This window comes from Streptomyces xantholiticus (assembly GCF_014651015.1).
Taxonomy (GTDB): domain Bacteria; phylum Actinomycetota; class Actinomycetes; order Streptomycetales; family Streptomycetaceae; genus Streptomyces; species Streptomyces xantholiticus.
On sequence record NZ_BMWB01000005.1, the window covers coordinates 194988 to 221119 of the forward strand.

Here is a 26132-nt window from a genome sequence, read left to right on the forward strand (position 1 = left end):
CCCAAGGATGACGAATCCGGCCGAGCGTCTGGTCGATCTGCTCGACCTGGAGCAGATCGAGGTGAATATCTTCCGGGGGCTCAGCCCGAACGAATCGCTCCAGCGGGTCTTCGGCGGCCAGGTGGCCGGTCAGGCTCTGGTCGCGGCGGGGCGGACGACGGACGGCGAGCGTCCGGTGCATTCGCTGCACGCCTATTTCCTGCGGCCCGGGCGCCCCGGGGTGCCGATCGTGTACCAGGTCGAACGGGTCAGGGACGGCCGCTCGTTCACGACCCGGCGCGTCACGGCCGTGCAGGAGGGGCGCACGATCTTCAACCTGACGGCGTCCTTCCACCGTCCCGAGCCCGGGAGCATCGAGCACCAGTTGCCGCCGCGGCTCGACTTCCCGGCGCCCGAGACGCTGCCCACCGTGGCGACCGAGATCCGGGAGCGCCTCGGTGAGCTGCCGGAGTCCCTGGAGCGGATGGCCCGCCGGCAGCCGTTCGACATCCGTTACGTCGACCGGCTGCGCTGGACGGCCGAAGAGATCAAGGACGCGGACCCGCGCAGCGCGGTCTGGATGCGCGCGGTGGGCCCGCTGGGCGACGACCCGCTGGTGCACACCTGCGCGCTGACCTACGCGAGCGACATGACCCTGCTGGACGCGGTGCGGATTCCCGTCGAACCGCTCTGGGGCCGTCGGGGGTTCGACATGGCGTCGCTGGACCACGCCATGTGGTTCCACCGCCCGTTCCGGGCCGACGAGTGGTTCCTCTACGATCAGGAGTCGCCCATCTCGACCGGCGGCCGCGGTCTCGCCCGGGGCCGGATCTACGACCATGAGGGCCGGCTGCTGGTGTCCGTGGTGCAGGAAGGCCTGTTCCGACCCGTGTAGGCGGCCCGGGACCCTCCCCGCCCCGCGGGAAGGCCGCCGCGCCCGGCAGTGTTGTGCTGCATGACGCCTGTTTTCCCCTCCGAGGAGCTTAGATGACCTTGTACGACATTCCGCTGCGCACCCTGTCCGGCGAGGCGACCTCGCTCGCCGACTACCGGGACCGGGCGGTCCTGGTGGTCAACGTGGCCTCCAAGTGCGGGCTGACTCCGCAGTACGCGGGTCTGGAGCGGCTGCAGAAGGAGTTCGGCGACCGGGGCTTCACGGTGCTGGGCGTGCCCTGCAACCAGTTCGCGGGCCAGGAGCCGGGCAGCGCAGAGGAGATCGCCACGTTCTGCTCGGCGACGTACGGGGTGTCCTTCCCGCTGCTGGAGAAGACGGACGTGAACGGCGAGACGCGTCACCCGTTGTACGCGGAGCTGACGAAGGTCGCGGACGCCGAGGGCGAGGCCGGCGACGTCCAGTGGAACTTCGAGAAGTTCCTGATCTCCCCGCAGGGCGAGGTCACCCGCTTCCGTCCGGGGACCGAGCCGGAGTCCCCGGAGATACTGGCGGCGATCGAAGCGCTGCTGTCCGCCTGAGGCGGTATGCCGCAAAGGCTCCGGTCCGCTGCGGACCGGAGCCTTCCGCTGTGCCTGACGCGGCCGTCAGCGGATGGGCATGCCTGCGAGGGTGCGGGCGATCACCAGGCGCTGGATCTCGCTGGTGCCCTCGAAGATGGTGTAGATCGCGGCGTCGCGGTGCATGCGCTCCACCGGGTACTCGCGGGTGTAGCCGTTGCCGCCGAGGATCTGGATGGCCTGGGCGGTGACCTTCTTGGCGGTCTCGCTGGCGAACAGTTTGGACATGGAGCCCTCCGCGGAGGTGAACTGCCTGCCGGTGGTCGCCATCCAGGAGGCGCGCCACACCAGCAGGCGGGCGGCGTCGATCTGCGTGCGCATGTCGGCGAGTTGGAAGGCGACGCCCTGGTTGTCGATGATCGGGCGGCCGAACTGTTCGCGGGTCTTCGCGTAGTCGAGCGCCACCTCGTACGCGGCCCGGGCGGTGCCGACGGCCATGGCGCCGACGGCCGGGCGGGAGGCCTCGAAGGTGGCCATGGCCGCGTTCTTCACCCTCTCGCCGCCACCCGCCTTCGCCCGCTCCCGAGCCCTCGCAAGTCGCTCGTCCAGCTTCTCCTTGCCGCCGAGCAGGCAACTGCCGGGGATCCGGACGTCCTCGAGGACGACCTCCGCGGTGTGGGAGGCACGGATGCCGTGCTTCTTGAACTTCTGCCCCTGGGACAGGCCGGGCGTGTTCGGGGGGATGATGAACGAGGCGTGGCCCTTGGAGCCCAGCTCGGGCTCGACCGCCGCCACGACGACGTGCACGCCTGCGATGCCACCGTTGGTCGCCCAGGTCTTGGTGCCGTTGAGGACCCACTCGTCCTTGGCCTCGTCGTGGACGGCGCGGGTGCGCATGGCGGCGACGTCGGAGCCGGCGTCCGGCTCCGAGGAGCAGAAGGCCGCGACCTTGACATCGTTGGCGTCGCCGTACATCTGGGGGATCCAGGTGCCGATCTGTTCCTCGGTGCCGTTGGCGATGACGCCGACGGCGGCCAGGCCGGTGCCCACGATCGACAGCGCGATGCCGGCATCCCCCCAGAAGAGCTCCTCCATCGTCATGGGGATGCCGAGACCGGTGGGGTCGAAGAACTGCTGGGCGTAGAAGTCGAGGGAGTAGATTCCGATCTTGGCCGCCTCCTGGATGACCGGCCAGGGCGTCTCCTCACGCTCGTCCCACTCGGCGGCGGCCGGCCGCATGACGTCCCGGGCGAATCCGTTCAACCAGTCACGGACCTGCTTCTGGTCGTCATTGAGATCGAGCGTGAACTCGGTCATGTCCCCTCCAGTACTGCGGCGATGACGTGCATGTTACCTGCGGTAACAGAAGTCTGTTACCGACTGGTAGAGCCTGTCAACCAGCCATGGCCCGATCATGTGTGCGCATCGGCAGGGTGTTACGTTGCGCAGGCGTCACGCAATCATCCGGGCGGGGAGAAACACATGGAGACCACACAACAGCAGCGGTCGGCGGACCAGCGGCGCCGGGAGCTCCTCGAGGCCGCCGACCGGGTAGTGCTCCGGGACGGCCCCCAGGCCTCCATGAACGCCATCGCCGCCGAAGCCGGCATCACCAAGCCCATCCTGTACCGGCACTTCGGCGACAAGGGCGGGCTCTACCGCGCACTGGCCAAGCGCCACACCGACGCGCTGCTCAGAGCGCTGCAGGTGGCGGTCGACGCGGACGTCGACCGCCGCGAGCGGGTCGCCGGCACGCTCGACACGTACCTCGCCGCGATCGAGGCACGGCCGCAGGTCTACCGCTTCCTCATGCACCCGGCGGAGGACAGCCAGCCGTCGGAGGCGGGCTTCGACGTGGGCCGCCATTCGGCGCCGCTGCTGCGGCGCCTCGGCGAGGAGCTCGGCAAGGTGATCGCCGACCGCGTCGACCTGGGCCCTGGGGGAGATCTGGTGGGGCTGGTGTGGGGCCATGGAATCGTCGGCATGATGCATGCGGCGGGTGACTGGTGGCTGGGCGAACGGCCCTGCTCGCGGGCGGAGTTGGTGGCGAGCCTGACCGACCTGCTGTGCGGGCGCCTCTTCGAGGCGGAGGACCGGGACGGAGGGCCGGGGTTCTGACCCTCGCGTGCGCCTGGTGGTCCCGCTGCACGAGCGTGTCCCCTACCCACCAGTGCGCATGACGGCGTGGCGAACCCCTCCTGCCCGAAACCGGGCAAGCCCCGGCCCCCGTACACCCGGGCGGCGTACCGCCCTTCCCGCGGGGTCGTCCATCTCCCCTGCGGCCGGGCCGCCGTGTATGCGCGCGTCCTCGCCGCCTGGGGTGAGGAAGTTCCCCTCACCGGGCCGGAATTGACGCCGCGCGGCGAACCCGCCCTCCGGCGGAAGCGGAACCCGGCCCCGCTGGGGCCCTCCCCCTACGCCTAGGGCGTGGGAGGTGCTCAGCCCATGGCCACCGATCCATAAGGGAGTTCGAGGCGCGAGGGTCCCGGTGGGCCCCCGCGCCGCCGAGTCCAGTGCGGGAGCAGGCGCCGCAACGGGCCCGGGGCGGGCTGCCGTTCGGGAAGGGGCGGGGAGGTCAGGAAGGGGCGGGAGGCCGGGAGGAGGCGGGAGGCCGGGAAGGGCAACGCGCCCGCCGCAGGCGCTACGGCCGCAGCCGCGCCACCCGCTCCGGCGTCGACCACGACGCCCGCCGCGCCGCGCGCGCCAGTCGCCCCCGCCGCCACGGCGTCAGCCGGTCCGCGTACACCAGCCCCTCCAGGTGGTCGCACTCGTGCTGCAGGCACCGCGCGAAGAACCCCGTGCCCTCCACCCGTACCGGCTCGCCGTCTCGTGTCACGCCCTCGACCACCGCCCGGTCGAAGCGTTCCGTCCCCGCCTCGAGGCCGGGCAGGGACAGACAGCCCTCGGGGCCTCTGACGGTGACGCCGTCCGCCGCGACCAGCCGCGGGTTGACGATGTGCCCGAGGTGACGGACGTCCTCGTCGTCGGGGCAGTCGTAGACGAACACCCTCAGCCCCACGCCCACCTGATTCGCGGCGAGCCCGACGCCCTGCGCCGCGTACATCGTCGCGAAGAGGTCCTCGACGAGTTCCGCGAGGCCGGGGCCGAAGTCGGTGACGGTCTCGCAGGGGGTGTGCAGCACCGGATCCGCGAGCAGGCTCATGGACCTGACGCGTCCGGTAGTGCCGGGGATCGGCCGGTTTCGCATGGCGCCAGAGTACGTTCCCCCCGCGTCCCAGCGTGACCTCCACCTTTTCCGACGGTGCCGTGGTACGGGCGGCCGACCGGAGCTGGATAGGCTGAGTCCGGACCGATGCAAGGAGGATCAAGGACGATGTCAGGCAACTCGGAGCCCCTGACGCCGCGAGCCAAGCTGGCCGTGACGGCGGGCAAGGCCGCAGCAGCGGTGTCCCGCGCCGCCGGGCGAGGCAGCGGATCGGTGATCGGCGGCCGGGTGGCGCTCAAGCTCGACCCCGATCTTTTGGCGAAGCTGGCGCAGCACCTGGACGTGGTCCTCGTCTCCGCGACCAACGGCAAGACCACGACCACACGGCTGATCGCCGAGGCCCTGCGCGCCGGCGGCCCGGTCGTCTCGAACGCACTCGGCGCCAACATGCCCGCCGGCATCACGTCCGCCCTGGCCGGCGGCTCGGACGCCCGGTTCGGTGTGATCGAGGTCGACGAGAAGTACCTGGCCGGTGTGGCGAGGGACGTGACGCCGAAGGCGATCGCGCTGCTGAACCTCTCACGCGACCAGCTGGACCGCGCCGCGGAGACCCGGATGCTGGCCGAGAAGTGGCGCGAGGGGCTTGCCGGTTCGAAGGCGACGGTCATCGCCAACGCGGACGACCCGCTCGTCGTGTGGGCAGCGTCCTCCTCCCCCAACGTGGTGTGGGTGGCGGCCGGCCAGGAGTGGAAGGACGACGCCTGGTCCTGCCCGTCCTGCGGCGGCGTGATGCAGCGCCCCGGCGACGACTGGTTCTGCGGCGAGTGCGGTTTCCGCCGCCCCGCCCCGAGCTGGGTGCTGAGCGGCGACCATGTCATCGACCCGCACGGCAGCGCCTGGCCGATCCACCTCCAGCTGCCCGGCCGCGCCAACAAGGCCAACGCCGCCACCTCCGCCGCCGTCGCCGCCTGCTTCGGCGTACCGCCGCAGGTCGCCCTCGAGCGCATGTACCAGGTGCAGGCCGTGGCCGGACGCTACGACGTGGTCTCCTTCCTCGGCCGTGACGTGCGGCTGCTGCTGGCGAAGAACCCTGCGGGCTGGCTCGAGACGTTCTCGCTGATCGACCCGCCGCCGACGCCGGTGATCCTGTCCGTCAACGCCCGCGGCGCGGACGGCACGGACACCTCGTGGCTGTGGGACGTCGACTACACCCGTCTCGCCGGCCACCCGATCTTCGTGATCGGCGACCGCAGGCTGGACCTCGCGGTCCGGCTCGAGGTCGCGGGTCTGGGCTTCCGGGTGTGCGAGTCGGTCGACGAGGCGGTGCAGAGCGCCCCGCCCGGCCGGATCGAGCTGATCGCCAACTACACCGCCTTCCAGGACGTGCGCCGCCGCGTCGGCAACTGACCGGCGGACGGACGAAGAGGACTGATGAGAATGAGTGACAGCAGCCTGCGTCTGGTGTGGGTCTACCCGGATCTGCTCAGCACCTACGGCGACCAGGGCAACGCCCTCGTCGTGGAGCGCCGTGCCCGGCAGCGCGGTCTCGACGTGATGCGCATCGATGTGCGGAGCGACCAGCCGGTGCCGACCTCCGGCGACATCTATCTGATCGGCGGCGGCGAGGACCGTCCGCAGCGGCTCGCGGCCGAGCGGCTGCGCCGCGACGGCGGTCTGAGCCGGGCGGCGTCCAACGGCGCCATCATCTTCTCGGTGTGTGCCGGCTACCAGATCCTCGGCCACGAGTTCATCAACGACCTCGGTGAACGCGAGCCCGGCCTCGGTCTGATCGACGTGGTCTCCACCCGCGGCGAGGGCGCCCGCTGCGTCGGCGACGTCCTGGCGGACATCGACCCGCAGTTGGGGCTCCCCCAGCTGACGGGCTTCGAGAACCACCAGGGGATCACCCATCTCGGCCCGACGGCCCGCCCGTTCGCCCGGACCGTCTTGGGCCGCGGCAACGGCACGGGCGACGGCACGGAGGGTGCGTACAACGACACAGTCTTCGGCACCTACATGCACGGGCCCGTCATGGCCCGCAACCCGCAGGTCGCCGATCTGCTGCTGAAGCTGGCCCTCGATGTGAACGCGCTGCCGCCGACCGACGACCGGTGGTACGAGGCGCTGCGCGCGGAGCGGATCGCCGCCGCGACTCAGCCCGCCTGACGACTCCTCCGCTCACTCGAGCACCCATTCTGCGGCCCCTTCGCTCAGCTGAGCGGAGGGGCCGCAGACCCGATCCCACCAGGCGGACGCCCGTTTCTGACCGGCCGCTCCGCGCCGGTAGGGTGGCATGGATCCAACCGGACGACGTGGTCCGGGAGTCCGCCCACGTTGTAAAGGTTTTCGGGCAATGCGCATTGGTGTGCTCACCTCCGGCGGCGACTGCCCCGGTCTGAACGCTGTCATCCGTTCCGTCGTGCACCGTGCCGTAGTCGACCACGGTGACGAGGTCATCGGCTTCCACGACGGCTGGAAGGGCCTCCTGGAGTGCGACTACCGCAAGCTCGACCTGGACGCGGTGGCCGGCATCCTCGCCCGCGGCGGCACCATCCTCGGCTCCTCACGGGTGCAGCCCGCGCACCTGCGCGACGGAGTGGAACGCGCCAGGGGCCATGTGGCCGACCTGGGCCTCGACGCCATCATCCCGATCGGCGGCGAGGGCACCCTCAAGGCGGCGAATCTGCTCTCTGAGAACGGGCTGCCGATCGTGGGAGTGCCCAAGACGATCGACAACGACATCTCCTCGACGGACGTCACCTTCGGCTTCGACACGGCCGTCGGCGTGGCCACCGAGGCGCTCGACCGTCTGAAGACCACCGCCGAGTCGCACCAGCGCGTACTGATCGTCGAGGTCATGGGCCGGCACACCGGCTGGATCGCACTGCACTCGGGCATGGCGGCCGGCGCGCACGCGATCGTGGTCCCGGAGCGTCCCTTCGACATCGAGGAGCTGACCCGGCGCGTCGGTGCGCGCTTCGAGGCCGGCAAGCGGTTCGCGATCGTGGTCGTCGCCGAGGGCGCGAAGCCCCGTGAGGGCTCGATGCGCTGGGACGAGGGCGGCAAGGACATCTACGGCCACGAGCGGTTCGCGGGTGTTGCCCGGCAGCTCTCCGTCGAACTGGAGGAGCGGCTCGGCAAGGAGGCGCGTCCGGTGATCCTCGGCCATGTCCAGCGCGGCGGCACGCCCACCGCCTACGACCGCGTCCTCGCGACCCGGTTCGGGTGGCACGCGGTGGAGGCGGCGCACCGGGGCGAGTTCGGCATGATGACCGCGCTGCGCGGCACCGACATCGCGATGGTGCCGCTCGCGCAGGCCACGGAGACGCTGAAGACGGTGCCCGTGGAGCGGTACGAAGAGGCCGAGACGGTTCTCTGAACCACCGGCGGATCCGTACGGATCCTGACGAACCGCCCCCGGTCGCAGCAGCGGCCGGGGGCGGTTCTACTCTGGTCCGAGCAAGCGGACAACCCACGCGAATCGCCGGTACGGATCACGTAGCGGAATCAGGCCCCCGGGAGTACACAGATGGATCACAGCGGGCACGGCACGACGATGGATCTGCCGCCGTTCACGCTGGGGCGGGGCCTCGAGTTCTCACCGGACGCCTTCTTCCTCGTCGGCTGCCTCGTCGCGCTCGGCCTGTACGGCTGGGGTGTCGTGCGGCTGCGCCGCCGCGGCGACGACTGGCCGGTGAGCCGGACCGTGTGCTTCACCGCCGGTGTGCTGAGCATCGCGCTGATGATGTGCACCAAGCTGAACGACTACGGCATGGTCATGTTCAGCGTGCACATGGTGCAGCACATGGTGATCAGTATGCTGTCGCCGATCGTGCTGCTGCTGGGCGCGCCCATCACGCTGGCGCTGCGGGCGCTGCCGGTCGCGGGCCGCGGCCGCAAGGGGCCGCGCGAGGTGCTGCTGATGCTGCTGCACAGCCGCTACATGCGCATCATCACTCATCCGGTCTTCACGATCCCGCTGTTCATCGCCAGCCTGTACGGGCTGTACTTCACGCCGCTGTTCGACTTCCTGATGGAGTCGAAGGCCGGGCACATCGCGATGATGCTGCACTTCCTCGCGGTCGGCCTGGTGTTCTTCTGGCCGATCATGGGCGTGGACCCGGGACCGCACCGCCCCGGCTATGTGATGCGGATGCTGGAGCTGTTCGCCGGCATGCCGTTCCACGCCTTCTTCGGCATCGCGCTGATGATGGCGTCCGAGCCGATGGTCCGCGCGTACCGTAATCCGCCGGCCTCGCTGGGTATCGACGCGCTCTCCGACCAGAACGCGGCGGGCGGGATCGCCTGGGCGTTCAGCGAGATCCCGTCCGTGGTGGTACTGATCGCGCTGGTCTTCCAGTGGTACCGCTCCGACCAGCGGCTGGCCAAGCGCCGGGACCGGGCCGCGGACCGCGACGGGGACAAGGAGCTCGAGGCGTACAACGCGTATCTCGCCTCGCTCCAGACCCGCAGCAGGTAGCGGCCGGCTGCTTGTCACCGGGCAGTAGCGCCGGGCCTCGTCCAGGGGCGACGATGGTCCCAGGCGGCCCCCGCCGTCGAAGGAGGGCGCTCATGTCCGGTTCGACGAAGACGATGGGAGTGCTGACCGTCGCGACCCTGGTGGTCGTGACGGCGTACACGGCGGCACTCGGCAGCAACGGCTGGCTCTGGTTCGGCTGGGTGGTGCTCGGGATGGTGACGATCGGGGTGGTCGCCTCCAAGGGCACGTGAGAGCAGGAGCGCCTGGGACCGGCCGCCCCGTCGGTCAGAAGCGGAAGACCGCTCCGGTCTCCATCGCGAGTTCGCAGGCGTTCGCGAAGGTCTTGTGCCAGGCGGTCGGCCGCCCCCGCCAGGCGCCGGTGGCACTGACCGTGACCGGGTCGTACTCGTTCGTGCACGGGTGCCGGTCGCCCGAGAGCCGGTCCAGGTCGCCGCGGGCGGCATCCAGTGCGGCGCAGGCGGCCGCGGCTTCCGGGTGGGGTCCTGCGGGCGTGGGGCTGCAGTGCAGCAGCACGCCTCGGATCCAGGTGTTCTGGGAGCCCGACACGGTCAGGAACAGCCCCCGCGAAGGAGCCGGCTCCCCCGTCCGGTCGGTGGTGGCGGTCCGCTCGACGGCGGTGACGGGTACGGCCGGGTCCGGCACCCCCGGCACCCCCGGCACATCGGGCGCGGGGGACGCGGTCGACGCCGCGGCGGGAACGGCCACGGCGACGGCGAACAAGGCGGCTGCGGCAAGGGCGGCACTGCGGTGCATCCGGTGCTCCTGGCAGGGAAGCCGGCTCTCGGCCGGCGCGGGCGGGGCGAGGCATAGAGCACTCTCCGCCCGCGCGCGGCGCAATGCGCCGCGCCGCCGGGTAGCGCGCACGGGTGCACGCCGTGCTCCGTACGGCCTCGCCGAGCCCGTCCGCCCCCGCCCGGCACTGCCGCCCACCTACCTCAAGACGGAGCTCGGCCACACGGCGGTCACCTGCTGCTGCTCGGCGGCGCAGTCGCCCCGGTCCTCGGCGCCCACCTCGCGTCCGGGATGGACCTCTGCCGTGCCCTCGCGGTGCTCACCTTCGCGGGGACCGTCATCGTCGCGGTCCTCGTGGGCTTCGCGTGCCGGGCCGGCTGAACCGCCTCACCGACCAGGACGGCCCGTCCGGCCACCTCGCGGAGAGCATGGCGCACGCCCGGACGGAGTCCGCCGCCGTCCCCGTCCAACGGCACCGGCCACTGTCCGGTTTGCCCCGGTACGGCACGGGCAGTCGGCTCCTTGACGGGGGCCGGCCACCCGTTCGGCGGGGTGCGCCCGCCACGGACCGCAGGAGGACGTCATGCACGAGCAGGACAGCCATCGCATCCACGCGGAGCACGACAGGGACAAGGCGGAGCAGTTGTTCGAGCAGGCCCGCCGTGTCGAGGACCCGGAGCAGTCGGAAAGGCTCCGCTACCGCGCCGAGCGGCTGCGGTCACGCAGCGAGGCGGAGCTGCGCCGGGAGCCCGGCGCGGGTTACGACGCGGACGACATGGACGAGGAAGGCCCGCAGTGACTGCGGGCGGTCACTGCGGGCGGTCACGGACGGCCTCACATGTGGCGGTTGGCGTAGTGGCTCTCGATCAGCTGGATGTACCCGGCGTCGTCCTCGTGTTTGCCGCTCTCGAACTCGGGTGAGTCCTTCACCTGGGACTTGGTGCACGCCACCCGGACGATCTCGGCCCCCGTGTCGATCTCCGAGACGAGCCCGGCGGGCAACAGCACACGCCGGCCGAGGATCCACGGCCCGGTGTCGACGACGAGGTACGAACGGCCGACCTCCTCGGTGTGCTTGTCGACCTTGCCGATCGACCCGTCGGACGCCTCGACGGAGTACCCGACGAGCTGCGCGCCCGGCACGTAACGGGCGGTCTCGGGGTAGCCCCACATGTCGCCTGCCATCATCGCCTCCTCATCTGCTCGGACTCCGCGCGGAGTGATCCGGTCTCACCGCGCGGGTACCCGTGCTCCCAGTCCTGACACCGCGGCAGCCTGCCTCTTCAGGACTGCCGCGCCGCCACCATGTGTGCGAAGACCACCACGTTCTCCTTGTAGTCCTTCGCCTTCTTGTCGTACTCGCCGCTGCAGGTGATCAGCCGCAGCTGAGGGTCCGGGGTGTCCGCGTAGACCCGGGCGTCGGGGAAGTCGCTCTTGCTGAAGCTCTCGACGGAGTCGACGGCGAAGGTGACGACCGATTCGTCCTCGCGCACCACGTCCACCAGGGTTCCCGGTCTGACCGAACCGAGATACACGAACACACCTGGCCCCGCCTTCGTGTCGAGGTGCCCGGCGACGATCGCCGTGCCCGGCTCGCCCGGCGTCACACCTTCCCGGTACCAGCCGACAAGGTTGTTGTCGTTCGGCGGCGGTGCGTCGAGCTGTCCGGACGTGCCCGTGGACAGTGCCATGAAGGGCGCGTTCACAGCAATCGAGCGGATGATCAGCCGGGTCGGCGCGGCACGTGGGAGCGTCATGCCCGTGGCGGGGGTCGCACCGGCAGCGGCGTCGGGCGTCGGCGAGGCGGGGGCCACGATCACGGGCCGCACCAGGGGCTTGGCGTCCGACGCGGTGCCGAAGGAGTTGTGGATGAGCAGCACGCCCAGCCCCACCGCGGCAAGCGGCCAGAGCAGAGATCGCCCGAGCGGGCGCTTGGCGGGAGGCTCCTTCGACGGCTGCTGCGCGACCATGGGGCGTACCTTTCACCACGACGACGTAGGGACGACGTGATTCACCGTCAGCCAGTTCGGGACGCCGTACCACCGGAGAGGGCGGCATACGGGCGAGCCGGTGCGCGAGACGAGTGACCCGCGAGGCGATCGACGGCGTCACCGCATGCGCCGGCCGAGTACGTCGACCGCCGCGATCACCCGGTCCCAGAACATCTCGACGTCCAGCTCGACCGCGACCCGTGCGTTCACCGGCCGGCCCGTGTACTGGTGCAGGTCGACCACGGTCGCACCGCGCGTGTACCGGCCGTGCAGTTCGACGACCACGTTCGCCTCGACGCAGCGCACGATGCCGGGATCGATCACCCGCGCCACGGCGACCGGATCGTGCAGCGGAGGGGCGGCGAACCCCCACAGCCGGCGGTAGGCAGAAGCGAAGTAGGTCATCAACTCCACGCAGGTGCGCGACAGTCCGGTGTCCAGGCGCTCGAGCCGGCCCAGCACATCGGGGGTGGCGAGCGCCTGATGGGTGACGTCGAGACCGCACATGGTGACCGGGAGCCCGCTGTTGAAGACGATGTCCGCGGACTCCGGGTCGACATGGATGTTGAACTCGGCGGCAGGTGTCCTGTTGCCGCGCCCGGCGGAACCGCCCATGAGGACGATCTCGCGGATGTCCCGGGCGCTGTCGGGGTGCCGGGTCAGCAGCAGCGCCACATTGGTCAGCGGGCCGGTGGGCACGAGCGTGACCGGCTCGGGATGCTCCGCCAGGACCCTGCGCATCAGCTCGACCGCGTGCTCGGGCACCACGTCCACGGTAGGTTCCGAGAATCGCGGCCCGTCGAGGCCGGAGTCACCGTGCACGTCGCCCGCGACGAGCAACGGCTGCACCAGCGGCCGCGCACAGCCCTCGGCGACCGGCACGCCGGTGATGCCGGCGACGGTGCAGACCCGGCGGGCGTTCAGGGTGGTGCGCTCGACGGTCTGGTTCCCCGCCACGGTCGTGATCGCCAGCAGGTCGATCGCCGGGTCCCCCGCGGCCAGCATGATGGCAAGGGCGTCGTCATGGCCGGGATCGCAGTCGATGACGACGGGAACAGGCACGGTCACGCCCTTTCGACTCGAGGCGCGGCATCACTTCGGGGCATCGAGGTGGGCGAAGACGACGAGGTTCTCCGTGTAGTCCTTGGCCTTGCGGTCGTAGCTGCCACTGCAGGTGATGAGCCGCACCTGCGCGTCAGGGGTGTCCGCGTAGACCCGCTCGTTCGGGAAGTCGCTCTTGTGGAAGCTTTCGAGATCGTCGACGACGAACCTCGCCGTCCTGCCGTCCGCCCTCCGGACCTCGAAGCGGTGACCGGCCTTGAGTTCGCTCAGCTCGGCGAAGACCGCCGGTGCGGTTGCGGTGTCGACGTGACCGGCAATGATGCTGGTGCCGAGTTCGCCCGGGGACACTCCGGCGGCGAACCAGCCGACGAGGTTCGCATTGTTCGGGGGCGGCGCGTCCAGCGCGCCGGAAGACCCGATGGCCAGGTCGGTGAAGGGCGCGTCGACCCCGATCTGCGGAATGACCAGCCGGGTCGGAGCTGCACGCGGCAGGGCAGGATGCGACGGTTTTGCCGCCTTGGACGGCTTCGCAGAAACCGAGGGGCCGGCCACCGGCGCCACCGACTGAGCCCTGTCGCCGTCCTTGCCGGGTGGCGAGGCGGGTGGCGCGGCGATGCTGTTGACCAGGCTCAGCACCAGCATGGCCAGCGCCAGCGGCCACAGCAACAACGGCACGACACGGCGGGAGGCACGGGCGGTCCACGGCGAACCCGACGGGTCGGTCGAACGAACAGACATGCGGCCAGTCCTTTACACCTTGCTGTCGAAACTGCGGCCGCCGCCCGTTGGGGGCAGCGGCCGCAGTCAGGTCACCACGAAGGGATGCGGTCAGGCCGCGGAGCCGTTCGCGTTGCGGCGGCGCAGCATGTAGGCGCCGGCGCCGAGGCCGCCGAGGAGGAGCAGGCTACCCGCGGCCATGCCGCCGCCCGAGGAGGCCAGGCCGCCACCACCGGTGTGCACACCACCGTGCGGCTTGTCACCCTTGTCCCAGTCCTTGCCGTAGTCCTTCTCGTAGTCCTTGTCGGACTTGTCCTCGTGCTTGTCCTCGTCCTTGCCGTAGTCCTTGTCGGACTTCTCCTCGTCCTTGCCCTTGTCCCAGTCGTCGTTGGTGACCGAGGAGAGGGCGCCGCCGCCGGTGTGCACACCACCGTGCGGCTTGTCACCCTTGTCCCAGTCCTTGCCCTTGTCCTTGCCGTAGTCCTTCTCGTAGTCCTTCTCGTAGTCCTTCTCGGACTTGTCCTCGTGCTTGCCCTCGTCCTTGCCGTAGTCCTTGTCGGACTTGTCCTCGTGCTTGTCCTCGTCCTTGCCGTAGTCCTTCTCGGACTTCTCCTCGTCCTTGTCCTTGTCCTTGTCCCACTCGTCACTCGAGAGCAAGGCCAGGGCACCGCCACCGGTGTGCACACCACCGTGCGGCTTGTCACCCTTGTCCCAGTCCTTGCCCTTGTCCTTGCCGTAGTCCTTCTCGTAGTCCTTCTCGTAGTCCTTGTCGGACTTGTCCTCGTGCTTTTCCTCGTCCTTGCCGTAGTCCTTCTCGGACTTGTCCTCGTCCTTGTCCTTGTCCCACTCGTCACTCGAGAGCAAGGTCAGGGCACCGCCACCGGTGTGCACACCACCGTGCGGCTTGTCACCCTTGTCCCAGTCCTTGCCCTTGTCCTTGCCGTAGTCCTTCTCGTAGTCCTTGTCGTAGTCCTTGTCCTCGTCCTTCTTGTCCTTGTCGTACTCCTTGTCGTGGTGCTCGCTGCTGTACGACGAGTCGTCCTTGTCCGAGTCGGCGGCGACCAGGGCGTAAGCACCCGGCGCGCCGATGACGAGCGCGGCCGTAGCGGTGGCCGAGGCGAGGAGAATGCGGGCAGAGCGCATTGCGAGATCCTTTCGTCGCGGCTACGTCAGCTGACATCCCGTCGGCTCATGGGTCCGCAGCGGCGACATGATCCACCGTCAGCCCGCCGCGCTCCGTTCACCACTCGGATTGGTTCTTGCGTGGACACCCGTCACTCCTTCAGTTCTGGACCGCACGGAGCCTGTTTGCCGCGCCACGCGGATCTGCCAGCGGATTTGCATCGCCGATGCCGTCTGTCACCGCTCGCACGCCGAGGGTGAGGCTTGTCGCGGCATCTTGGTACGGGCGGGTGAGGGGCCGGTCACGAGGTCGGGCGTGGCGGCGGCCGCGCGCGACGGCGCACACTGGAGCCATGGGTGAGTACCAGGGCGACGTGACGGTGATCGCCGACGGTGCCGAGCATCCGGCAGCGGCGGACCTGCGTTCATGGGCAGAGCAGCAGGAGGCGGTGTCCCTCGCGCCGGAGGAGGTCGCCGGTCTGACCGACTGGAACGGAAAGATCGACATCGTGGCCGGTGAGGACGCCGCCTGGGGCGTCATGGAAGCGGAGGAGCGCCTGCTGCGGATGCCGGACGGCAGGACGGGCGACTTCGTGGTGAGCCGCCGCTACTTCGGTACCGGGATCCTCCTGATCACGGGCAGCGGCGACCCGCCGTTCTGACGATGTGATCCGCGTTCCCGGCCGGTCTTCTGGTGACCGGACCAGGGACCGATCCGCAGAGGCCGGCGGTCCGGATGTGGAGTGTGAGGATCTTCCGTACGCAACCGACCCGTGGCACGCTCGCCGCCACCAGCGGGCTGCTGGCCGGCTTCGCCGCGCTCGCCGTGGCCGAGCTGGTGGCGGCCTTCGTCCGGCCGGAGGCCGGGCCGGTCACCGCGGTGGGAGGCGCGGCGGTCGACCGGACGCCCGAGCCCGTGAAGGACTGGGCGATCCGCAATTTCGGCACCGCCGACAAACTGGTCCTCCAACTCGGCATCCTCGCCACGCTGGCTCTGTTCGCGGCTCTGCTCGGCCTGATCGCACTGCGGTACCGGCGGACAGGATCGGCCGGCGTGCTGCTGTTCGGCGTGGTGGGCGTCGCTGCGGCACTCAGCCGGCCGGACTCGGCCTCGTTCACCGATGCGCTGCCGTCGCTGCTGGGCGCCGTGGTGGCCGCCGTACTGCTGTGGTTCCTGATCGGGCGGCTCACCGCCCGCCGCGGCGCCGGATCCCCGCAGCCGGAAACCGGCTGGGACCGGCGGGGTTTCCTCATCGCGGCGTCGGCCGCGGCGGTCGCCTCTGCCGGGGCCGGCGCGCTCGGCCGCGCCGTGGGCAACCGCCACGGCAAGGAGGCGGCGGCCTCCCGGAACTCGGTCGTGCTGCCACGGCCCGCGTCCCCGGCAGACCCCACACCCGCCGGTGCGCAGTTGCGGGTCCCCGGGATCGAGCCGTTCGTGACGCCGAACGAGGACTTCTACCGGGTCGACACCGCCCTGGTGGTGCCGAAGGTGGACGCCACAGGCTGGCACCTTCGGATCCACGGCCAGGGGGTGAAGCGTCCTGTCACGCTGACCTTCCAGGACCTGCTCGACCGCGAGCTCGTCGAACGCACCATCACGCTGACCTGCGTCTCCAACGAGGTCGGCGGTCCCTACATCGGCAACGCCCGCTGGATCGGCGTCCGTCTCGCCGATCTGCTCACGGAGGCAGGTGTCAAAGCTCCGTCGAGGGGCGGGCCGGCCGACCAGCTCGTGGCCCGCTCCGCCGACGGGATGACGCTGGGTACGCCGGTCGAGGACGTCATGGACGGCCGCGACGCCCTGCTCGCCGTCGGCATGAACGGCGAACCGCTGCCCTTCGACCACGGTTTCCCGGTCCGCATGGTCGTACCGGGTCTCTACGGATATGTGTCCGCCTGCAAGTGGATCGAGGACATCGAGCTCACCACGTTCGACGCCTACGACGCGTACTGGGTGAAGCGGAACTGGGCGCGCAGGGCACCGGTCAAGACCCAGTCCCGTATCGACGTCCCCAAGCCCTTCGCCCGCCCCAAGGCGGGCACGGTCATGGTCGCCGGCGTCGCCTGGGCCCAGCACCGCGGGATCGACAAGGTCGAGATCCGCATCGACGACGGACCCTGGCGGCCCGCCGATCTCGCCGCCGAGGACACCCGCGACACCTGGCGGCAGTGGTCTTTCCCCTGGAAGGCGACCCCTGGCGGCCACACCCTCACCGTCCGCGCCACCGACCGCGCCGGTGAGGTCCAGACCGCGCAGCGGACAAGGCCGGTCCCCGACGGGGCGAGCGGCCGGCATTCGGTGGTCGTCACCGTCGAATGACCGGTCCCGCCGGCAGCCGGCGGAGGGCCGCTCCTGGTGCGGCCGGTACGACGGAGAACGCGCCGGGCGCGGAAGGGCCGATTCGGCCTCCCGCGCCTAGCGTGGGCAGAGGCAGGAGGTGCCCCGGCGTGCGGAGGAGTCGCTCGATGGCAACTACAGGGAGCCCGCTGCGCGGCAGGACGGCCGTCGTGACCGGAGCGGCGCGCGGTGTGGGCGAGGCGATGGCCCGCAGCCTGGCCGATCGCGGTGCCAGGGTCGCCCTGCTGGGCCTCGAGGAGGACAGGCTGGCCCGTGTCCGGGACTCGCTGCCGGGCGAATCGTGGTACTGGATGGTCGACATCTCCGACGACGCGGGCATGGCCCGCGCAGCCGCCGAGGTCCGCGAACGGCTCGGGGTCCCGTCCGTCGTCGTCGCCAACGCCGGTGTGGCCGAGGGCGGGCCCTTCGCGGAGTCGGACCCGGCGACATGGCGCCGGGTGGTCGAGGTGAATCTGATCGGCAGCGCCATCACGGCCCGGTCGTTCCTCCCGGCCCTGTTCGACACCCGGGGATACTTCCTGCAGATCGCTTCGCTCGCCTCGATCGGCGCGGTTCCCATGATGAGCGCGTACTGCGCCTCGAAGGCGGGGGTGGAGTCGTTCGCCCACTCGCTGCGGGCCGAAGTGGCCCATCGGCGCGTGGGTGTGGGCATCGCCTACATCAACTGGACCGCCACCGACATGATCCGGGACGGTGACGAGCACGCGGTGCTGCGGGAGCTGCGCGGTCACATGCCGCCGCCGGCGCGGAAGGTGCATCCCGTCGAGCACGTGGCCGACCGGCTCGTCTCGGCCGTCGAACGGCGCCGGCCGTCCGTCTACCAGCCGTCCTGGCTACGAGCGACCCAGCTCGTGCGGGCCGCCCTGCCACCCGTCATCACGCTGTTGTCGCGGCGGGAGCTCCCGCGTCTCGGCGTCGACCGGTTCGAGGCCACCGGCCTTCTGGGAGCGGGCGGGCGGGCCGGCCTGACGGGCACCGACCGGGCACCGCGTTGACGCTCGCCGGATCCCCTGCAGCAGCGGTCGGCCGGTACGGCCGCTGCGTAGGGCGGGCTCTTCGTCCCGGGGGTCGCCGGGCTCTCCCTGTGCCCGTGTCGCCGGGCCGCTCGTCTCCGGACGGAGGGTCCGTACCCCGCGGGGCGCCCGTTCCGCGAGTGCCCGTGACCCGCACGCGAACCGGCCTGGCGGGTCTCCTGCGACCGCATCTCCTGCGACAGCCGCCCGTTTGGGCGGAATTGCGCCGGGTACCCGCGTGCACCGGACCGAGCGCGGCCGTGGACCGAAGGCTGACCGCCAAGCAGAGCGGCGACCGACCCCACAACCCGGGCGGTGTGGTCATAGAAGACGTGCGCGGTGGGCAGGCGACAAGTGATGCCGATCCCGGCTCGCGCCGGGGAGCGAATCCACCGAGGAGGATGTCATGCCGGCAGGGTCCAGCCCCAAGCGGGAGCGTCAGTACGAGCACATCAAGGAGGGCGCGCAGAAGCGCGGAGCCTCCACAGGGCGGGCGAAGGAGATCGCTGCGCGGACCGTCAACAAGGAGCGGGCACGCTCCGGTGAGTCCAAGACCGCCGGCAAGACCTCGACCCGCGACAGGAAGTCCGCCTCCCAGCGTGGCGGCGAGCGGTCCCACAGCGGGTCCCAGGGCCCGACCAAGGACCAGCTGTACGAGGAGGCCAAGAAGAAGAACATCGAGGGACGCTCCTCCATGAACAAGCAGGAGCTGCGTCGAGCTCTCGGACGCTGAGCGTCTCCGCCTCGGCCACCGGGCACGGAAGGGCGGTACGGCAACCGCCGACGCGGTTGCCGTACCGCCTTTGCAGGGCTCGGGTGGCTAGTGCCCTTCCTTGCTCACTTCCTTGTTCACCGCGGCGGGCGAGTCGTACGTCTTCTCCGGCAGTGCGTCGAGCGCCTTCATGACCTTCTGATCGGCGCCGTGCTGCTTCGCCTGGTCCATGATCTGCTTCTTGTCGGCGGGGTAGCCGACGCCGCCCAGGGCCTTCTGCAATTCGATGGGGTTCACAGTCATGTAGGGAGAGCTACCCGTGCATGGCAGGGAGAGCGCCCGCCTGCCCTCAAGTGCACACCGATGGCCCTCGTCCTCAAGACGGGGCGGGAGGGCACGGGCCTTTGTGCCCGTGCCGCATCAGTCGTCACGTCCGGCGTACTGGAAGGTCATGCCGAACACACCCGCGGCCGTGACTCCGACACCGATGAGGAACAGCCACAGCCCGTAGACGACGCCGATGCTCAGCAGCGCCATGCCGAGCGCCGTCAGCGGAGGGTAGGCGCTGTGTGGGGGGAAGAAGTCGATGAAGCCGCTGCGCTCGCGGATCTGCGAGTCCGGCCGGTCCTCCGGCCGCTTGCCTTTGCGGCGGTAGTTCGCGGTGCAGAAGAAGGCGATGAGCGCCGACATGAGGAAGGACACGGTGAGTGCCGCGGTCCCGGCGGGTTCGCGGGCCAAGACGATGTAGGCGGCGTCCGTGAGGAGGAAGAACAGCGCGACGCCGGCGAACAGAAAAGCCTCGGACTTCATTCGCTCGGCCCTCCGCGGGTGTCGGGGGTCGGGTCGGCGATATCTCGTTTGGCAGGCCGGAGTCGCTTCACCTGCGGATGGTGGAGATCGAAGGCCGGGGAGTCGGAGCGGACCCGCGGCAGGGCTTCGAAGTTGTGGCGCGGCGGCGGGCAGGACGTGGCCCACTCCAGTGACCGACCGAACCCCCAGGGGTCGTCGACCTCGACCTTGGGCGCGTATCTGGTGGTCTTCCAGACGTTGTACAGGAACGGCAGCGTGGACAGGCCGAGCAGGAAGGCGCCGATCGAGGACAGGGTGTTGAGGGCGGTGAAGCCGTCCGCTGCCAGATAGTCCGAGTACCGCCTGGGCATACCGATCTCGCCCAGCCAGTGCTGCACCAGGAAGGTGAGTTGGAAGCCGACGAACAGCGTCCAGAAGTGGATCTTTCCGAGGCGTTCGTCGAGCAGCCGCCCGGTCAGCTTGGGCCACCAGAAGTAGAAGCCCCCGAACATCGCGAACACGATCGTGCCGAACAGCACGTAGTGCAAGTGGGCCACGACGAAGTACCCGTCGGTGAGGTGGAAGTCCAGCGGTGGTGACGCGACCAGCACGCCGCTGAGCCCGCCGAGCAGGAAGGTGATCAGGAAGCCGACCGCCCAGAGCATGGGTGTCTCGAAGGACAGCGACCCTCTCCACATGGTGCCGATCCAGTTGAAGAACTTGACCCCGGTCGGCACCGCGATCAGGAACGACATCAGGGAGAAGAACGGCAGGAGCACCGCTCCCGTGGCGAACATGTGGTGCGCCCACACAGCCGCGGAGAGCATGGTGATCGCGATCGTGGCGCCCACCATCCCCACGTACCCGAAGACCGGTTTTCTGCTGAACACGGAGATGATCTCCGTCACCACGCCGAAGAAGGGCAGCGCGACGATGTAGACCTCCGGATGGCCGAAGAACCAGAACAGGTGCTGCCACAGCAACGCACCGCCGTTGGCCGGGTCGTAGATGTGCGCGCCGAACTTCCGGTCCGCCACGAGCGCCAGCAGCGCCGCCGCCAGCACGGGAAAGGCGAGCAGCGCCAGGATGGACGTGAAGAGGATGTTCCAGGTGAAGATCGGCATCCGGAACATCGTCATGCCGGGTGCCCGCAGGGTGATGATGGTGGCGATGAAGTTCACCGACCCGAGCGTCGTGCTGATGCCGGACAGGACGAGTCCCATGGCCCACAGGTCACCGCCCGCGCCGGGCGAGCGGACGGCACTGTTCAGCGGTGCGTAGGCGAACCATCCGAAGGACGCGGCGCCCCCGGGGAGCACGAACCCCGAGACCACGAGCAGGCCGCCGAAGAGGAACAGCCAGTACGTCAGCGCGTTGAGGCGTGGGAATGCGACGTCGGGTGCGCCGATCTGCAGGGGCATGACGGCGTTCGCGAATCCGGCGAAGGTCGGGGTCGCGAAGAGCAGCATCATGACCGTGCCGTGGATGGTGAACAGCTGGTTGTACTGGTCGGAGCTGACGATCTGCAGGCCCGGCCTGGCCAGTTCCGCCCGCATCAGCATCGCCAGGACGCCGGCCAGCAGGAAGAAGCCGAACGAGGTGGCCAGGTACATGTTGCCGATCGTCTTGTGATCGGTGGTGGTCAGATACTTTCTGACCGAGCTGCCCGCCCTGACGCTCGGGGTGAGGGACGCATCCACCGTCAACCGGCGTCGTGGGTGGTCCAGCTCTGTCACTGCTCCTCCGATGCGTCGCCTACGCGGTGGCGGCGGACCACCGCGCGTGGTGGGTAGCCCCGAGCCGTCCGCCGGAAACCTGTGTGTGAGCCGTCCGGACCATTCCCGCTCCGCGCGCCGTGCCCGCCGGGCACGGCGGTGCCGGCAGCGCGGAGGCGCTGCCGGCACCGGTGGCGTCACCGTTCGTCGTCGGACTTGCGGGAGCGTGACCGTGCCTGGCGGCTGCTGTCGGTCCTGGGGTCGTCGTCCGCCACCGGCTCGGGGTCCTTCGCGTCCTCGGCGTGTGTGTGCTGCCCGGACTTCGGACGACCCTGCATCTGGTGCTTGAGCTCGTCGTCCTTGCGGGGGCTCTTGGGGTTGCTTCCGCGTTGCATGGCTGTCGCCGCGAGGAATCGTCGATCCCCCCGACGGGGCGCCAGGTACCCCTGCCGGTCGGCGCCGACACGCCCGCCCACGCCGCCCGGCACACGAGGTCACCGCGCGGTCCCGTTACGTGTCCTGCCGATCGTCGGTCGGATCCTTTTGCCGCTCGAGGATCTGGGTGCGCTGCTCGGGAGTGGTGGGCATCTCGACCCGGTCGCGGAAGTACCAGGAGCTCAGCGCGGTACGCAGACGGCTCCCGCGCCACCGAGGACGTTCCTTCCCTGCGTCCAACGGTTCGGGGACGTACCGGACGAGAGCCCGGTAGTACCGGTCCACGTCCAGCGGACGGTGACTCTCGCTGATCCCGCCGTACGGGCTCTGGCTGATCCGCCCCGTCTCCACGCCTTCCTCGACCAGGTGACGCTCGTGCAGCTGCAGGGCCAGGCACAGCCGCTTGGTCACCATGAACGCGATCACCGGGCCGATGATCACTGCGATCCGCAGGACCCATGTCAGGGCTTCGACCGAGATCTGGAAGATGAAGGCGGTCAGGTCGTTGGCTCCGGCCAGCAGGAGCACCGCGTAGAAGACGATCGCCGCGACGCCCAGGCCCGTGCGCGTGGGATGGTCCCGGGGCCGGTCGCAGACGTGATGCTCCATCATGTCGCCGGTGAGCCATCTCTCGAACCAGGGATAGGCGTACAGGACGAGGAAGAGCAGGCCGGGAAGCACCACTGCGGGTACGAACACGTTCCACATGAGGGTGTGTCCTGCCACGGTGTTCTCCCAGGGCGGCAGGAGGCGCAGCGCGCCCTCGAGGAAGCCCACGTACCAGTCGGGCTGGGCGCCGGTGGAGACCTGGTCGGCCTTGTACGGGCCGTAGCTCCAGACGGGGTTGATCTGGGCGGTGGCGCCGAGGAGGGCGGTGACACCGGCCACGATCAGGCTCAGACCGGCGGACTTGGTGACGAACTGGGGGAACATCGGCTGCCCCACCACGTTCCGGTTGGTCCGTCCCCGGGCGGGCCACTGGGTGTGCTTGAGATACACGACGAGCACCAGGTGCAGCACCACCAGGGCGATCAGCAGTCCGGGAACGAACAGTACATGGACGACATACAGCCGCGGCAGGATGATCTCGCCGGGGAAGGACCCGCCCCAAAGGAAGAAGCTCAGATACGTCCCGACGATCGGGATCGACATCACGATGGTGTGCGCGGTGCGCAGGCCGGTGCCGGAGAGCAGGTCGTCCGGCAGCGAATAGCCGCAGAACCCCTCGAGCAGGGCGAGCATGAACAGGGTGACGCCCACCATCCAGTTGATCTCGCGGGGCCGCCGGAAGGCGCCGGTGAAGAACACCCGGAGCAGGTGGACACCCAGGGCGGTGACGAAGACGAGGGCGGCCCAGTGGTGCATCTGCCGGATCAGCAGACCGCCGCGGACGTCGAAGCTGATGTACAGCGTCGAGTCGAAGGCGTCCGAGACCGGCAGGCCCTGGAGCGGCCGGTAGGAGCCGTCGTACGGCTCTGTCTCCATTCCCGGATCGAAGAACAGCGTCAGGAAACTGCCCGTCAGCACGAGCACGATCAGACTGTAGAGGGCCAGTTCGCCCAGCAGGAACGACCAGTGGTCGGGGAACGCCTTGCGCAGCAGCGCCCTGGCGGCCTCGGACGCCGGTGCGCGGCGGTCGACTGCCACGTAGCCGGCACGGGCGGCCTCCGTGGCCTTCGCCTCGAGCATCTGCCTGCGTCGGCGGAACAACATCCGTCAGCTCCCTGTCCAGCTACCGGTCGGGCCGGCCCCGCGTCTCCGGTGCGCGCGGGGTACTCGCACCATGCGCGGCGAATCGGGGCGCAGGCCCGCATTGGGTGGAACATGGGCATGTCGATGTCCGAAGCGCAGTCCTTCCGCGCCCGCTCCCGCCGCGGCGGTCTGCGCCGGCTCACGGCGCCGTCACCCTTTCGGCCCGGCGCCCGGCGTGCCCGTGTCGGTACCGGGTACCGGTCGTGACATGAAGGCACCGGTGAACAGCTGTATGCGCAGCACGGCGAATCCGCCGAGCGCGGCCCCGGAGTGACGCCATGACGCGGGCATACCGCCGCGCGGCCGACTACACCGCCGCCGCGCTCATCTTCCTCCGTGACAACCTGCTGCTGCGCGAGCCGCTGCGCGCCGACCACCTCAAGCCCCGGCTGCTGGGCCACTGGGGGTCATGTCCCGGTATCACCATGGTGTACTCAGCGGCCAACAATCTGATCCGCGAACGTGACGCCGATGTCCTGCTGGTGACGGGGCCCGGCCACGGTGCGCCGGCCAACCACGCCAACCTCTGGCTCGAGGGCACGCACGAGGAGTACGACCCGGCCCTGTCCCGTACCGAGAGCGGTCTGACGGAGCTCGCCCGGCGCTACTGCGCTCCCGACGGCTTCCCCAGCCACCTCTCCCCGGCGGTGCCGGGCACCATCCACGAGGGAGGCGAGCTCGGTTACGCGCTGGCCACCGCGTTCGGTGCGGCCTTCGACGCTCCCGACCGGCTGGTCGTCTGCATCGTCGGGGACGGTGAGGCGGAGACGGGCCCGACGGCCGGCGCATGGCACTCGTCAAAGTACCTCGATCCCGTGACCGGCGGCGCGGTGCTGCCCGTGCTGCATCTGAACGGCTACAAGATCTCCTCCCCCACCGTGTTCGCGACCATGTCGGACGACGATCTGATGGCGCTGTTCCGCGGCTACGGCTGGGATCCGCGGATCGTCGACGTCACGGACGACCCGGACGGGGAGCCGGTCGCCGCCGCGGTGCGCGCCGCACACACCAACATCCGCGACATCCAGGGGCGCGCGCGGGAAGGGCGGCCCCCGAAGCGCCCCAGGTGGCCGATGATCGTGCTGCGCAGCCTCAAGGGGCAGGGGGCACCGGCGGAGGTCCAGGGGAAGCGCATCGAGGGGACGTTCCACTCGCACCAGGTTCCGCTCGACGGTGTACACGACGATCCTGTGCAGCTCTCCGCCCTGGAGGCCTGGCTGCGGTCGTACCGCCCCGAGGAGCTGTTCGACGAACACGGCCGGCCGACGGCGGAGGTGCTCGCCGCGTGCCCGTCCGGCGGGCGGCGTATCGGCATGCAGCCGGCCGGCGACGGCGGGCGGCTGCGCCGGCCGCTCGATCTGCCGCCCCTGGAGCCGTACGCGGTCGACGTCGGCGACGGCCCGGGCAGCGCGACGGCGAGCCCGGGCGAGGTGCTGGCGGACTGGCTGACGGAGATCATGCGCCGAACCGGCTCGAGCCGGGACTTCCGCATCATGTCCCCCGACGAACTCGCCTCCAACAAGCTGGACGGCGTGCTGAAAGCGACCGGTCGCGCCTGTGTGTGGCCCGTCGAGGAGTACGCGGAGGACCTCGCGCCGGACGGTCGCGTGATGGAGATCCTTTCCGAGCACAACTGCCAGGGCTGGCTGCAGGGTTACCTGCAGACCGGACGTCATGGGCTGTTCCCGACGTACGAGGCCTTCGCCTCGGTCGTCGACAGCATGCTCAACCAGTACGCGAAGTGGCTGAAGATGTCCCGCGAGGTCTCCTGGCGAGCTCCCGTAAGCAGCCTCAACTACCTGCTGACCAGCGAGGGCTGGCGCCAGGAGCACAACGGGTACAGTCACCAGGGTCCGGGCTTCATCAACAATCTGCTCACCAAGAAGTCCACGGTGACCGGCGTGTATCTGCCGCCCGACGCGAACACTCTGCTCGTCACGATGGAGCGGGTGCTGCAGGACACCGACCGGATCAATCTGGTCGTGGCCGGCAAGCACCCGGCGGCACAGTGGCTCGGCCTCGACGAGGCACGCAGGCACTGTGAGGCCGGCGCATCCGTGTGGCGGTGGGCCTCGAGCGACGAGGGGCGGGACCCGGAACTGGTGCTGGCATGCGCGGGCGGCATCCCGACCGTCGAGACCCTGGCGGCGGCAGAACTGCTGCGCCGCGATCTGCCGGAAGCGCGCATCAGGGTCGTGAACATCGTCGACCTGTGCACGCTCGCCCCGCCCGACCGGCATCCGCACGGCATGCCGGACGCCGACTTCGACGCGCTGTTCGGCACGGACCTGCCCGTGGTCCTCGGCTTCCACGGCTATCCCTCGGCCGTGCACCAACTGCTGCACGGCAGGCCCGGCCCCGACCGGTTCCATGTGCGCGGTTACGTCGAAGAAGGCACCACGACCACCCCGTACGACCTGCTTGCGAGCAACGGCGTCTCCCGTCACGACCTGGCGATCACGGCGCTGCGGCATCTGCGTGGCCGACCCGGGGCCACCGGCGACCTGGCCGCACGGTATGCGCACCACCGCGACCGGCTTCGCGAAGAACTGCGGCGCACGGGCGTCGATCCCGCAGAGATCGCTGCCTGGGCGTGGAGGTCCTGAGCCGGACCGGGCTACGATCGGTCACCATC

27 protein-coding genes and 1 pseudogene are annotated in these 26132 nt (G+C 70.0%); 15 read left to right on the forward strand and 13 right to left on the reverse strand.

Features of this window, described 5'->3' with window-relative positions; translation table 11 throughout:
- Positions 1 to 7: 7 nt before the first annotated feature.
- Together IE198_RS11360 and IE198_RS11365 are read left to right on the forward strand one after the other, a co-directional pair.
- Positions 8 to 874 (forward strand): acyl-CoA thioesterase, encoded by an 867-nt coding sequence (locus tag IE198_RS11360; protein WP_189885391.1) that lies wholly within the window; start codon positions 8 to 10, stop codon positions 872 to 874.
- A 92-nt stretch (positions 875 to 966) separates the two neighbouring features.
- Positions 967 to 1452 carry a glutathione peroxidase gene (locus IE198_RS11365; RefSeq protein ID WP_189885393.1) on the forward strand — a complete coding sequence of 162 codons (486 nt, stop codon included), beginning with the start codon at positions 967 to 969 and terminating at the stop codon, positions 1450 to 1452.
- Between the two features lie 66 nt (positions 1453 to 1518).
- Here IE198_RS11365 and IE198_RS11370 read toward each other — a convergent pair whose 3' ends face one another.
- A complete protein-coding gene (locus IE198_RS11370; protein ID WP_189885395.1) occupies positions 1519 to 2748 on the reverse strand; it encodes an acyl-CoA dehydrogenase family protein in 1230 nt (409 codons plus the stop codon).
- Positions 2749 to 2913: 165 nt separating this feature from the next.
- Here IE198_RS11370 and IE198_RS11375 point away from each other — a divergent pair, with 165 nt between their 5' ends.
- Positions 2914 to 3549: a TetR/AcrR family transcriptional regulator gene (locus IE198_RS11375; protein WP_189885397.1), complete on the forward strand. Its 636-nt coding sequence runs from the start codon at positions 2914 to 2916 to the stop codon at positions 3547 to 3549.
- A gap of 523 nt (positions 3550 to 4072) precedes the next feature.
- Here IE198_RS11375 and def read toward each other — a convergent pair.
- Positions 4073 to 4639, reverse strand: coding sequence for a peptide deformylase (gene def / locus IE198_RS11380; protein WP_189885398.1), 567 nt, complete (start codon positions 4637 to 4639; stop codon positions 4073 to 4075).
- A 126-nt stretch (positions 4640 to 4765) separates the two neighbouring features.
- On the opposite strand from def, the gene IE198_RS11385 reads away from it, so the two are divergent.
- From IE198_RS11385 to IE198_RS11405, 5 genes are all read left to right on the forward strand, one after another.
- Complete coding sequence (locus IE198_RS11385; protein ID WP_189885400.1) at positions 4766 to 6004, forward strand: MurT ligase domain-containing protein; 1239 nt, start codon at positions 4766 to 4768, stop codon at positions 6002 to 6004.
- Positions 6005 to 6034: 30 nt separating this feature from the next.
- On the forward strand, positions 6035 to 6763 hold the full coding sequence (locus IE198_RS11390; RefSeq protein ID WP_189885402.1) for a type 1 glutamine amidotransferase: 729 nt from the start codon (positions 6035 to 6037) through the stop codon (positions 6761 to 6763).
- Positions 6764 to 6950: 187 nt separating this feature from the next.
- Positions 6951 to 7976 (forward strand): 6-phosphofructokinase, encoded by a 1026-nt coding sequence (locus tag IE198_RS11395; RefSeq protein ID WP_189885405.1) that lies wholly within the window; start codon positions 6951 to 6953, stop codon positions 7974 to 7976.
- 150 nt (positions 7977 to 8126) lie between these two features.
- Positions 8127 to 9077 (forward strand): cytochrome c oxidase assembly protein, encoded by a 951-nt coding sequence (locus IE198_RS11400; RefSeq protein ID WP_189885407.1) that lies wholly within the window; start codon positions 8127 to 8129, stop codon positions 9075 to 9077.
- A gap of 92 nt (positions 9078 to 9169) precedes the next feature.
- On the forward strand, positions 9170 to 9328 hold the full coding sequence (locus IE198_RS11405; protein ID WP_189885408.1) for a hypothetical protein: 159 nt from the start codon (positions 9170 to 9172) through the stop codon (positions 9326 to 9328).
- A gap of 34 nt (positions 9329 to 9362) precedes the next feature.
- Here IE198_RS11405 and IE198_RS35100 read toward each other — a convergent pair whose 3' ends face one another.
- The gene (locus tag IE198_RS35100; protein WP_229833840.1) at positions 9363 to 9851 is read right to left on the reverse strand and encodes an SSI family serine proteinase inhibitor; all 489 of its coding nucleotides are present in this window, start codon (positions 9849 to 9851) and stop codon (positions 9363 to 9365) included.
- A gap of 222 nt (positions 9852 to 10073) precedes the next feature.
- Here IE198_RS35100 and IE198_RS35105 point away from each other — a divergent pair.
- Both IE198_RS35105 and IE198_RS11415 read left to right on the forward strand, forming a co-directional pair.
- A pseudogene (locus IE198_RS35105) lies at positions 10074 to 10285 on the forward strand (MFS transporter); the annotation flags it as partial.
- Between the two features lie 128 nt (positions 10286 to 10413).
- Positions 10414 to 10629: a DUF6381 family protein gene (locus tag IE198_RS11415; protein ID WP_229833841.1), complete on the forward strand. Its 216-nt coding sequence runs from the start codon at positions 10414 to 10416 to the stop codon at positions 10627 to 10629.
- A 35-nt stretch (positions 10630 to 10664) separates the two neighbouring features.
- On the opposite strand, the gene IE198_RS11420 is transcribed toward IE198_RS11415, so the two are convergent.
- The 5 genes from IE198_RS11420 to IE198_RS11440 all read right to left on the reverse strand — a co-directional run bounded on the left by IE198_RS11420 (position 10665) and on the right by IE198_RS11440 (position 14743).
- Positions 10665 to 11015, reverse strand: coding sequence for a PRC-barrel domain containing protein (locus IE198_RS11420; protein ID WP_189885411.1), 351 nt, complete (start codon positions 11013 to 11015; stop codon positions 10665 to 10667).
- Positions 11016 to 11113: 98 nt separating this feature from the next.
- On the reverse strand, positions 11114 to 11800 hold the full coding sequence (locus IE198_RS11425) for a class F sortase (protein WP_189885413.1): 687 nt from the start codon (positions 11798 to 11800) through the stop codon (positions 11114 to 11116).
- Between the two features lie 138 nt (positions 11801 to 11938).
- Complete coding sequence (locus tag IE198_RS11430) at positions 11939 to 12883, reverse strand: nucleoside hydrolase (protein ID WP_189885415.1); 945 nt, start codon at positions 12881 to 12883, stop codon at positions 11939 to 11941.
- A 30-nt stretch (positions 12884 to 12913) separates the two neighbouring features.
- Positions 12914 to 13621 (reverse strand): class F sortase, encoded by a 708-nt coding sequence (locus tag IE198_RS11435; protein ID WP_189885417.1) that lies wholly within the window; start codon positions 13619 to 13621, stop codon positions 12914 to 12916.
- A gap of 90 nt (positions 13622 to 13711) precedes the next feature.
- Positions 13712 to 14743, reverse strand: coding sequence for a hypothetical protein (locus IE198_RS11440; RefSeq protein ID WP_189885419.1), 1032 nt, complete (start codon positions 14741 to 14743; stop codon positions 13712 to 13714).
- 332 nt (positions 14744 to 15075) lie between these two features.
- Here IE198_RS11440 and IE198_RS11445 point away from each other — a divergent pair, with 332 nt between their 5' ends.
- From IE198_RS11445 to IE198_RS11460, 4 genes are all read left to right on the forward strand, one after another.
- The gene (locus IE198_RS11445; protein ID WP_189885421.1) at positions 15076 to 15384 is read left to right on the forward strand and encodes a hypothetical protein; all 309 of its coding nucleotides are present in this window, start codon (positions 15076 to 15078) and stop codon (positions 15382 to 15384) included.
- A 74-nt stretch (positions 15385 to 15458) separates the two neighbouring features.
- The gene (locus IE198_RS11450) at positions 15459 to 17042 is read left to right on the forward strand and encodes a molybdopterin-dependent oxidoreductase (RefSeq protein WP_189885422.1); all 1584 of its coding nucleotides are present in this window, start codon (positions 15459 to 15461) and stop codon (positions 17040 to 17042) included.
- A 146-nt stretch (positions 17043 to 17188) separates the two neighbouring features.
- Positions 17189 to 18076, forward strand: coding sequence for an SDR family oxidoreductase (locus tag IE198_RS11455; protein WP_189885424.1), 888 nt, complete (start codon positions 17189 to 17191; stop codon positions 18074 to 18076).
- A 424-nt stretch (positions 18077 to 18500) separates the two neighbouring features.
- Positions 18501 to 18827 carry a plasmid stabilization protein gene (locus IE198_RS11460; RefSeq protein WP_189885427.1) on the forward strand — a complete coding sequence of 109 codons (327 nt, stop codon included), beginning with the start codon at positions 18501 to 18503 and terminating at the stop codon, positions 18825 to 18827.
- Between the two features lie 87 nt (positions 18828 to 18914).
- On the opposite strand, the gene IE198_RS11465 is transcribed toward IE198_RS11460, so the two are convergent.
- From IE198_RS11465 to qcrB, 5 genes are all read right to left on the reverse strand, one after another.
- Positions 18915 to 19109 carry a DUF2795 domain-containing protein gene (locus tag IE198_RS11465; protein ID WP_189885429.1) on the reverse strand — a complete coding sequence of 65 codons (195 nt, stop codon included), beginning with the start codon at positions 19107 to 19109 and terminating at the stop codon, positions 18915 to 18917.
- Between the two features lie 117 nt (positions 19110 to 19226).
- Positions 19227 to 19616 (reverse strand): aa3-type cytochrome oxidase subunit IV, encoded by a 390-nt coding sequence (gene ctaF, locus IE198_RS11470; protein ID WP_189885431.1) that lies wholly within the window; start codon positions 19614 to 19616, stop codon positions 19227 to 19229.
- Positions 19613 to 21295, reverse strand: coding sequence for an aa3-type cytochrome oxidase subunit I (ctaD, locus tag IE198_RS11475; protein ID WP_373299829.1), 1683 nt, complete (start codon positions 21293 to 21295; stop codon positions 19613 to 19615). Before ctaD ends, ctaF begins: the two co-directional genes overlap by 4 nt.
- Positions 21296 to 21507: 212 nt before the next feature.
- The gene (locus IE198_RS11480) at positions 21508 to 21705 is read right to left on the reverse strand and encodes a hypothetical protein (RefSeq protein WP_189885433.1); all 198 of its coding nucleotides are present in this window, start codon (positions 21703 to 21705) and stop codon (positions 21508 to 21510) included.
- A gap of 115 nt (positions 21706 to 21820) precedes the next feature.
- Positions 21821 to 23458 carry a cytochrome bc1 complex cytochrome b subunit gene (qcrB, locus tag IE198_RS11485; RefSeq protein WP_189885435.1) on the reverse strand — a complete coding sequence of 546 codons (1638 nt, stop codon included), beginning with the start codon at positions 23456 to 23458 and terminating at the stop codon, positions 21821 to 21823.
- 317 nt (positions 23459 to 23775) lie between these two features.
- Here qcrB and IE198_RS11490 point away from each other — a divergent pair, with 317 nt between their 5' ends.
- Positions 23776 to 26103, forward strand: a complete 2328-nt coding sequence (locus tag IE198_RS11490) for a phosphoketolase family protein (RefSeq protein ID WP_189885437.1) — start codon at positions 23776 to 23778, stop codon at positions 26101 to 26103.
- Positions 26104 to 26132: the final 29 nt, after the last annotated feature.

Coding starts and splice junctions, on each gene's coding strand:
- IE198_RS11360 (WP_189885391.1), top strand. CDS start 8: ATGACGAATCCGGCCGAGCGTCTGGTCGATCTGCTCGACCTGGAGCAG.
- IE198_RS11365 (WP_189885393.1), top strand. CDS start 967: ATGACCTTGTACGACATTCCGCTGCGCACCCTGTCCGGCGAGGCGACC.
- IE198_RS11370 (WP_189885395.1), bottom strand. CDS start 2,748: ATGACCGAGTTCACGCTCGATCTCAATGACGACCAGAAGCAGGTCCGT.
- IE198_RS11375 (WP_189885397.1), top strand. CDS start 2,914: ATGGAGACCACACAACAGCAGCGGTCGGCGGACCAGCGGCGCCGGGAG.
- def (WP_189885398.1), bottom strand. CDS start 4,639: ATGCGAAACCGGCCGATCCCCGGCACTACCGGACGCGTCAGGTCCATG.
- IE198_RS11385 (WP_189885400.1), top strand. CDS start 4,766: ATGTCAGGCAACTCGGAGCCCCTGACGCCGCGAGCCAAGCTGGCCGTG.
- IE198_RS11390 (WP_189885402.1), top strand. CDS start 6,035: ATGAGTGACAGCAGCCTGCGTCTGGTGTGGGTCTACCCGGATCTGCTC.
- IE198_RS11395 (WP_189885405.1), top strand. CDS start 6,951: ATGCGCATTGGTGTGCTCACCTCCGGCGGCGACTGCCCCGGTCTGAAC.
- IE198_RS11400 (WP_189885407.1), top strand. CDS start 8,127: ATGGATCACAGCGGGCACGGCACGACGATGGATCTGCCGCCGTTCACG.
- IE198_RS11405 (WP_189885408.1), top strand. CDS start 9,170: ATGTCCGGTTCGACGAAGACGATGGGAGTGCTGACCGTCGCGACCCTG.
- IE198_RS35100 (WP_229833840.1), bottom strand. CDS start 9,851: ATGCACCGCAGTGCCGCCCTTGCCGCAGCCGCCTTGTTCGCCGTCGCC.
- IE198_RS11415 (WP_229833841.1), top strand. CDS start 10,414: ATGCACGAGCAGGACAGCCATCGCATCCACGCGGAGCACGACAGGGAC.
- IE198_RS11420 (WP_189885411.1), bottom strand. CDS start 11,015: ATGGCAGGCGACATGTGGGGCTACCCCGAGACCGCCCGTTACGTGCCG.
- IE198_RS11425 (WP_189885413.1), bottom strand. CDS start 11,800: ATGGTCGCGCAGCAGCCGTCGAAGGAGCCTCCCGCCAAGCGCCCGCTC.
- IE198_RS11435 (WP_189885417.1), bottom strand. CDS start 13,621: ATGTCTGTTCGTTCGACCGACCCGTCGGGTTCGCCGTGGACCGCCCGT.
- IE198_RS11440 (WP_189885419.1), bottom strand. CDS start 14,743: ATGCGCTCTGCCCGCATTCTCCTCGCCTCGGCCACCGCTACGGCCGCG.
- IE198_RS11445 (WP_189885421.1), top strand. CDS start 15,076: ATGGGTGAGTACCAGGGCGACGTGACGGTGATCGCCGACGGTGCCGAG.
- IE198_RS11450 (WP_189885422.1), top strand. CDS start 15,459: ATGTGGAGTGTGAGGATCTTCCGTACGCAACCGACCCGTGGCACGCTC.
- IE198_RS11455 (WP_189885424.1), top strand. CDS start 17,189: ATGGCAACTACAGGGAGCCCGCTGCGCGGCAGGACGGCCGTCGTGACC.
- IE198_RS11460 (WP_189885427.1), top strand. CDS start 18,501: ATGCCGGCAGGGTCCAGCCCCAAGCGGGAGCGTCAGTACGAGCACATC.
- IE198_RS11465 (WP_189885429.1), bottom strand. CDS start 19,109: ATGACTGTGAACCCCATCGAATTGCAGAAGGCCCTGGGCGGCGTCGGC.
- ctaF (WP_189885431.1), bottom strand. CDS start 19,616: ATGAAGTCCGAGGCTTTTCTGTTCGCCGGCGTCGCGCTGTTCTTCCTC.
- IE198_RS11480 (WP_189885433.1), bottom strand. CDS start 21,705: ATGCAACGCGGAAGCAACCCCAAGAGCCCCCGCAAGGACGACGAGCTC.
- qcrB (WP_189885435.1), bottom strand. CDS start 23,458: ATGTTGTTCCGCCGACGCAGGCAGATGCTCGAGGCGAAGGCCACGGAG.
- IE198_RS11490 (WP_189885437.1), top strand. CDS start 23,776: ATGACGCGGGCATACCGCCGCGCGGCCGACTACACCGCCGCCGCGCTC.